Origin of the sequence: Pectobacterium brasiliense (assembly GCF_013449685.1) — a bacterium.
In the GTDB taxonomy this organism is placed as follows: domain Bacteria; phylum Pseudomonadota; class Gammaproteobacteria; order Enterobacterales; family Enterobacteriaceae; genus Pectobacterium; species Pectobacterium brasiliense_A.
In genome coordinates, this window is record NZ_JACDSF010000026.1 from 19,956 (window position 1) to 27,389 (window position 7,434).

Here is a 7,434-nt window from a genome sequence, read left to right on the forward strand (position 1 = left end):
GCCACTTCACCCTTTTTGCCATGTTGTGGTGCAATCCAGCATTGCCTTGCACCACCCAGACACATTGCGCGTCTGGTATACGCGAGCCGATACAGGCTATCGACACGCGTTTCTTACCGACGATCTACCGGGAAAGATCGACGCAGAGGTATTTCATTTCCAGATAGTCTTCGATCCCGAAACGTGACCCTTCACGCCCCAGCCCGGACTGCTTCACGCCGCCAAACGGCGCGACTTCATTCGAGATCAACCCGGTATTAATGCCAACCATGCCGTAGTCCAGCGCTTCCGGCACCGTCCACTGACGCACGGCGTCACGCGTGTAGACATAGGCTGCCAGCCCAAACTCGGTATCGTTCGCCATCGCAATTGCCTCAGCTTCATCACTGAAGCGGAACAGCGGTGCCACGGGCCCGAACGTCTCTTCGCGGGCAAAACGCATCTCGCGCGTCACCCCGCCGACGATGGTTGGCGTGAAGAACGTGCCGCCCCGTTCGTGGCGTTTCCCACCCAGCAGCAGCGTTGCCCCGTGAGATAGTGCATCAGCAATGTGCTGCTCAACCTTGCTGACCGCATCGGCATCAATCAGCGGCCCCTGCGTCACGCCCGGCTGCGTACCGTCGCCGACCTTCAACTTGCGCACTTCCTCAACCAGCCGTTCGACAAGCGCTGGATAAATACCCTCTTGCACGTAGATTCGGTTGGCGCAGACGCAGGTCTGCCCGCTGTTGCGGAACTTGGAGGCCAGAATGCCTTTCACCGCCTGATCTACATCGGCATCATCGAATACGATAAACGGCGCGTTACCGCCCAGCTCCAGCGACAGCTTTTTCACCGTCGGCGCACTCTGCGCCATCAGAATGCGGCCTACTTCCGTTGAACCCGTGAAGCTCAGCTTGCGCACCACCGGGCTATCACACAGCACTTTACCGACCGACTGCGCATCGCCGACGATGACCTGCAACACGCCACGCGGAATCCCCGCCTGCTGCGCCAGTTCCGCTAACGCCAGTGCGGTAAACGGTGTCTGCTCGGCAGGCTTAACGATCATCGTGCAACCGGCCGCCAGCGCGGGTCCGACCTTACGCGTGATCATCGCCGCGGGGAAATTCCACGGCGTAATCGCCGCACACACGCCAATCGGCTGCTTGATGACCAGCAGGCGCTGTTGCCCCTGTGGGGATTGCAGCACGCTGCCTTCAATGCGCTTGGCTTCTTCCGCAAACCAGTCGATAAAGCTGGTCGCATAGGCGATTTCGCCCCGCGCTTCCGCCAGCGGTTTTCCCTGTTCCGCCGTCAGCAGCGCAGCCAGATCCTCCTGATTGTCCATAATCAGGCGTGCCCACGCCTGCAATAGCGCGGCACGTTCTTTTCCCGTCTTCTTACGCCACTCAACCAGCGCCTGTTCAGCGGCGGTAATCGCCTGCTGAGTTTGTGACACCGTCACTAGCGGTACGCTACCCAGTACCTCGCCCGTCGCCGGATTGGTGACGTCCAGACGCTCACCGTTTTGGCTGTCTTGCCACTCGCCGTCAATCAGGCAGTGTTGACGGAATAAGGTTTGTTGTTTCAGTAACTGTTCCAGTTGCATAGCTTCTCTTCTATCGTGTTAATACGCGCGTCAGGATGCTCATCGCCTTGCTGAACTGATCGTCAGGCACCGTTAACGGATACAGGAAACGAATCACGTTGCCATGCACGCCGCAGGTCAGGAGCAGCAGACTGGCTTCCAACGCGCTTTTCTGAAATTGACGGGTAATCTCTGCCGAGGGTTTACCGGTCTGCGGATCGTTAAATTCGGCGGCGACCATCGAGCCCTGTGCACGAATCGCCACCAGTGCCGGACACTGCGCTTTGATCTTATCCAGCGTTTCCACCAGCGCAGCCCCCAGACGCTGTGCTCGTTGGCACAATTTCTCTTCTTCAATCACATCCAATACCGCCAGCGCCGAGGCGACCGACAGCGGGTTACCCGCATAGGTGCCACCCAGTCCGCCCGGCGAAGGGGCATCCATGACGTCAGCGCGACCGACGACGCCGGAGATCGGGAAGCCACCGCCCAGGCTTTTCGCCATGGTGATCAGGTCCGCTTTCTCCGCGTAATATTCCATCGCAAACAGCTTACCGGTACGGGCAAAACCGGTCTGCACTTCATCGGCAATCAGCAGGATGCCATGTTCGTCGCACAGTTTACGCAGCCCGCTGATAAAGGCTGGCGGCGCGACGTGGAAACCGCCTTCGCCCTGTACCGGCTCCAGAATAATCGCGGCAACCTGATCGGCGGCGATGTCGGTATGCATCAGGCGTTCGACGCTTTCCAGCGCCTGCTCAACGGTGATGCCTTGTTTCTCATTCGGATAAAGCGCGTGAAAAATGGAGCCGGGGAACGGCCCGAATCCTGTGGAGTATGGTGCCACTTTGCCCGTCAGCGTCATGGTCAACAGCGTACGGCCGTGAAACGCCGCGTTGAAGGCGATCACGCCGGGGCGTTTGGTGTACGCGCGGGCAATTTTCACCGCGTTTTCTACTGCTTCGGCGCCGGTGGTAAAGAACGTGGTCTTTGCCGCGCCTTCAATCGGTGCCAGCGCGTTGATGCGCTCGGCCAACGTGACATAGCTGCCGTAAGGTACAATCTGGTAGGCCGTATGGGTAAAGCGATCCAACTGCTCGCGCACCGCCGCGACAATCTTCGGGTGGCGGTGTCCGGTGTTCAGTACCGCAATCCCGGCGGCGAAATCGATAAATTCTCGACCTTCCACATCCCACAGGGTGCTGTTTTCCGCACGCTCGGCATAGAAATCACACATGACGCCCACACCACGCGGTGTGGCGGCCAGACGGCGTTGATTCAGTTCGCTATTCTTCATGGTCTGCTCCGGTATCCCAAACACATCGGTTAGTCGTTGAACGATGATGAGTCGAACGGTAACGATTAGTGTAGTTGCAAGATGATGATGTCATTTAGACGCGAAATGGTTCTATAATCCAGTGCCAGTTTTGAATATTTGAAGGATCCACTTTTGCGCTCACTTCTGACCGACTTATTGCTTCAGCGTTTAGCCAACCAGCAAGACGGCGCGCTGAACAAGCGTTTGTACGACAGCATTCGGCTGGCGATTCTTGATGGCGCGATTGCCGCTGGCGAGCGTCTGCCATCGTCGCGCGATCTGGCGCAGCAGCTGTCGCTGTCGCGCAATACCGTGCTGACAGCTTACGAACAGCTACTGGCGGAAGGCTATATTGACGCGCGCAAAGGAAGCGGAACCTTCGTCACGGAACAGCTCCCCGATGGCAACATGCAGCCGGTGAGCAGCGACAATGCTGGGGAAATACGCGAGCCTAAGCATGAGCTGTCGCGGCGCGGTATGCATCTGCTGGGGTATGCCGGTGCCTCCGCCCGACAATGGGGCGCATTTATGCCGGGCATCCCGGATATCGCTAGTTTTCCCCACGATTTATGGCGACGGATTCAGACGCGCCTGACGCGGCGCGTTCGTCCCGAGCAGCTTTCCTATTCGCCGATTGGCGGCTGCCCCGAGCTGCAATTGGCGCTGGTGGATTACCTGCGCGTCGCCCGTTCGGTGGAGTGTACGCCGGAGCAGATTCTGATTACCGAAGGCACCCATCAGGCGATGGATCTGCTGGCTAAAATGCTGTGCAACCCCGGCGATCTGGCCTGGATTGAAGATCCCTGCTATTGGGGCATTCGTAATGTCCTGACGATTAACGGCCTGCGCGTTGCCCCCGTCGATGTGGATGAACAGGGGCTGGTACCGCCGGAAACGCTCTCGCCCGATGCCGCCCCACGCCTGATTTGCGTGACACCGTCACATCAGTATCCGCTGGGCGCGGTGATGAGTCTGGCGCGGCGTCAACGGCTGCTGGCACTGGCGCAGGAGCACGGCTGCTGGGTCGTTGAGGATGATTACGACAGCGAGTTTCGCTTTTCCGGCAGCCCGATCCCTGCGCTGCAAGGGCTACAGGCGCAATCACCGGTAATCTACATCGGCACATTCAGCAAAACGCTCTACCCCGGCCTGCGCGTCAGCTACATGGTGCTGCCGCCGCTGCTGGCGCAGTCGCTGAAGACGGCACATTCCGAACTCTATCGCGGCGGACACTGGCTCACGCAGGCGACGCTCGCGCAGTTTATCCGCGAAGGCCACTACGCCGCGCATATCCGCCGTATGCGCCTGCTGTATGCCAAACGCCGCGCGCTATTGACGTCACTGATCGAACAGCATCTGGGCGCAGATTACGTCGGGGACAACAGCAACGCCGGGCTGCATATGCTGCTCAGCCTGCCTTCCCACATCGACGATGTTGTATTGAGCGCCGCGATTTTGCGCCGCGGCGTGATGGTCAAACCACTTTCCAGCTACTATCTGCAACCGACACAGCAGCGCGGTTTATTACTGGGCTACGCCAGCGTGGAAGAGAGCCACATGACGCAGGCTTTCTCCGTGATTGTGGCCTGTATTCAGGCGCTGAATCCCCCTCATTCTGACGCCTGACAGCTCCCGTTTTTATATGCGTCCCTTCGCACCGTGACGGTGCTCTCCTCCATCGATGCGCCCTATTACGGCGCACTGGTTGAGGTGAACGACGGCGTTATGACACATTGCAACACGGTATTTTCTGCTCACTACGCATTCGGCATGGTTTATGCATTCTTATGAATAACAGTGACTGCCGGAGAGTGAAAAATGAGAAATTACGTCAGCTTCAGGAATGTTCAGAAGACCTATGACGGCGACCGCCTGATCGTCAAAAACCTCAATCTGGATATCCGTGAAGGTGAATTTCTGACCCTACTTGGGCCATCCGGCTCGGGAAAAACCACCAGTTTGATGATGCTCGCCGGGTTTGAAACCCCGACGCAGGGGGAAATTATGCTGCGCGACGCCCCGCTGCACCATCTCCCGCCGCACCAGCGTGATATCGGTATGGTGTTTCAGAACTACGCGCTGTTCCCACACATGACCGTGGCGGAGAATCTGGCATTTCCGCTTTCCATCCGCCGCCTGAACCGTGCCGATATCAAAGAGAAAGTGGATCGGGTACTGGATCGCGTAAAGCTCACCAATCTGGCCGACCGCTACCCTGCACAGATGTCCGGCGGCCAGCAGCAGCGTGTGGCGCTGGCTCGCGCACTGGTTTTCGAGCCAAAGCTGGTGCTGATGGATGAACCGCTGGGCGCGCTGGACAAGCAACTGCGCGAGCATATGCAGCTAGAAATCAAGGAGCTGCATCAGTCGCTGGAATTAACCGTGGTGTACGTCACCCATGACCAGAGCGAAGCGATGACGATGTCCAACCGCGTCGCCGTGTTTAACGATGGCGTGATTCAGCAGATGGACAGCCCCAGCGACATCTACGAAAAACCAGAGAACGCTTTTGTGGCGCAGTTTATCGGCGAAAATAATACGCTGCTCGCCACGCGTGCCGAGGCCGAAGGCGCATTCTATCGGGCAACGCTGGACGACGGCACTTCGCTACGCGCGCTGAAAGTCCGCCCCAGTTCACCGGGTCGAAAAATCACGCTCTGCATCCGTCCGGAACGTATTCACGTCAACGCGGCTCACGTCGATGACGGCATGCAGCATGTCAAAGCCCGTATTCAGCAGTTCATCTATCTGGGCGATCACGTCAGGATGATGACTGAAGTGGCAGGCCAGCCGCAGTTTATGGTGAAACTCCCCGCCAGCGAGATTCAGCCACACTGGAAAGCCGGCACCGAAGTCAATCTGTCCTGGCAGCCGGAACACCTGCGCGCGCTGGATAGCATCATCACGCATTAGGCGTGGCGCACTGACAGCACCAAGAATATGCGGGAAAAACCATCAGACAAGAAATAAGAAAGAAAGCCCGTTGCCCCTGCACAGGGGCAACGGATACAAAATTAATCCCGAATCTTGCGGTATCCCCACAGCACGACAAGCGCGCCGACAACCGCCACCACAAAACTGCCGAAATTAAAGCCATCGACACGGCCGAACCCAAAGAAAACGCTGATGTAACCCCCTACGACCGCACCAACAATTCCGAGCAACACCGTCAGGATAAAACCGCCGCCGTCTTTACCGGGCATAATCCACTTAGCCAGAATCCCCGCAATCAAGCCAAAAATAATCCAGGACAGAATACCCATACCTACTCCTCGCGTTTTCGTTTTCACCACACCCGACGTTGCCGCTCGTTGGCAAATCGGGCAGTTAAGCAAGTATAGGTGAGGAATGGGGAAGTGGTGGGAGGGGTGTTTCATGATGCTGCGCATCACTCACTGAGGAATACAATAATTCGCTCGCCGATATTTAGGGTCACAGTATCCAGCGGAAAATAACTTCGATGACGATCTCAATTCCATTAATAAAAAACCAATTAAACATAAAACATCTGATTTTCAATATATTAAATGGACTTATCCTATTAGGATAAATCATTGAATCAATCTCAACACTCAACATCGGAGAGAACGATGCCAGATGCACTATATATTTTAGACGCTGGCGTAAGAGCATTAGCCTCTACAAATGAGATACTAGGCCTCGCAAACAAAGAGTTTCGTGTTGCGCAATTGACTGCTGTAGATTTGGCGTGGTGTATTGCTCACACACGAAATATTATTAATACTCATCAGCTACCTTGGAATCAAAACGGTGGAATATTAGAAAGCCCGAATGCTTTTAACTTCAGTTTTAAACTCCTTGATACAGAAGACAGGCCAGCAGCAGCTTGCATGTGCAGCTTTTGTCCGCGAACTGAATGGGAAGAAGATGGAGAGCACTTTGAGGAAGGTCCAACGCTAACTGTTGAAATGTTACAAAATTTCCATCTGCGTGATTCAGAACTGGATGGGAATACCCTAAAGTATGCACTCTACGCCGTACTATTTTTCATAATAGAGACACAGTGCACCGGAGTCCGCTTAATCGAACCGATTAATGATAGTGTTGCTAACTATTATATTACACAAGGTTTTGAGGATATAACGGGAGGTAGCAAAACGATACTGTGGCGCTCTTCAGAAAATCTTCTTCAATGGCTTCGTGAAGACATTCAGGTAGTAAACGATGACGTTGAAGGCGAGTATTTTTTAGGCGATAATGAGCTCAGTGAGAACGAATCTAATGGAGGTGAAAATGGCAACTAACAGAAAAAAAACCTATGCTCCACCTCTAATTCAAAATATTCATGATATTGATTTTTATGAAGATAAAATTGGATCGATGCATATGGGAAGTATAAAATATACACAGGAAGAACTTGCTCGCATAACACCACACGGGAAATGCATTACTGCTACTAAAGAAGAGGTTTTTTCTATCGTCTTAGCCTCCGCTAAAAGAACTAAGCGCCAGAAAGATCCTATAATTGAGGCTATTGGGTCAGTTTATAAAACCGCTAAATAGACCCTGTAAATCATTCTGTGTA

The 7,434-nt window shown here is 54.9% G+C and carries 7 protein-coding genes; 4 read left to right on the forward strand and 3 right to left on the reverse strand.

Going from position 1 to position 7,434, the window contains the following annotated elements; genetic code table 11:
• Positions 1-124: 124 nt before the first annotated feature.
• Positions 125-1,591, reverse strand: coding sequence for an NAD-dependent succinate-semialdehyde dehydrogenase (locus tag H0248_RS11080; RefSeq protein WP_180785977.1), 1,467 nt, complete (start codon positions 1,589-1,591; stop codon positions 125-127).
• Positions 1,592-1,601: 10 nt separating this feature from the next.
• Entirely contained in the window at positions 1,602-2,867 is a 1,266-nt protein-coding gene (locus tag H0248_RS11085) for a 4-aminobutyrate--2-oxoglutarate transaminase (protein WP_180785978.1), read from the reverse strand.
• Positions 2,868-3,020: 153 nt separating this feature from the next.
• Here H0248_RS11085 and pdxR point away from each other — a divergent pair, with 153 nt between their 5' ends.
• Complete coding sequence (gene pdxR / locus H0248_RS11090) at positions 3,021-4,514, forward strand: MocR-like pyridoxine biosynthesis transcription factor PdxR (RefSeq protein ID WP_180785979.1); 1,494 nt, start codon at positions 3,021-3,023, stop codon at positions 4,512-4,514.
• Between the two features lie 192 nt (positions 4,515-4,706).
• Positions 4,707-5,801 carry an ABC transporter ATP-binding protein gene (locus tag H0248_RS11095; protein ID WP_180785980.1) on the forward strand — a complete coding sequence of 365 codons (1,095 nt, stop codon included), beginning with the start codon at positions 4,707-4,709 and terminating at the stop codon, positions 5,799-5,801.
• Positions 5,802-5,902: 101 nt separating this feature from the next.
• Here the strand turns inward: H0248_RS11095 and H0248_RS11100 are convergent, their stop codons facing one another.
• A complete protein-coding gene (locus H0248_RS11100; RefSeq protein ID WP_102116457.1) occupies positions 5,903-6,151 on the reverse strand; it encodes a GlsB/YeaQ/YmgE family stress response membrane protein in 249 nt (82 codons plus the stop codon).
• Positions 6,152-6,478: 327 nt separating this feature from the next.
• On the opposite strand from H0248_RS11100, the gene H0248_RS11105 reads away from it, so the two are divergent.
• Both H0248_RS11105 and H0248_RS11110 read left to right on the forward strand, forming a co-directional pair.
• The gene (locus H0248_RS11105) at positions 6,479-7,153 is read left to right on the forward strand and encodes a hypothetical protein (protein WP_180785981.1); all 675 of its coding nucleotides are present in this window, start codon (positions 6,479-6,481) and stop codon (positions 7,151-7,153) included.
• Positions 7,143-7,412: a hypothetical protein gene (locus tag H0248_RS11110; RefSeq protein ID WP_240346045.1), complete on the forward strand. Its 270-nt coding sequence runs from the start codon at positions 7,143-7,145 to the stop codon at positions 7,410-7,412. The genes H0248_RS11105 and H0248_RS11110 overlap by 11 nt, the downstream gene beginning before the upstream one ends.
• The last annotated feature ends 22 nt before the right edge of the window (positions 7,413-7,434 follow it).

What these genes read in the sequence shown, in the direction of transcription:
- H0248_RS11080 (WP_180785977.1), bottom strand. Translation starts at nt 1,591, where the DNA reads ATGCAACTGGAACAGTTACTGAAACAACAAACCTTATTCCGTCAACAC.
- H0248_RS11085 (WP_180785978.1), bottom strand. Translation starts at nt 2,867, where the DNA reads ATGAAGAATAGCGAACTGAATCAACGCCGTCTGGCCGCCACACCGCGT.
- H0248_RS11095 (WP_180785980.1), top strand. Translation starts at nt 4,707, where the DNA reads ATGAGAAATTACGTCAGCTTCAGGAATGTTCAGAAGACCTATGACGGC.
- H0248_RS11100 (WP_102116457.1), bottom strand. Translation starts at nt 6,151, where the DNA reads ATGGGTATTCTGTCCTGGATTATTTTTGGCTTGATTGCGGGGATTCTG.
- H0248_RS11105 (WP_180785981.1), top strand. Translation starts at nt 6,479, where the DNA reads ATGCCAGATGCACTATATATTTTAGACGCTGGCGTAAGAGCATTAGCC.
- H0248_RS11110 (WP_240346045.1), top strand. Translation starts at nt 7,143, where the DNA reads ATGGCAACTAACAGAAAAAAAACCTATGCTCCACCTCTAATTCAAAAT.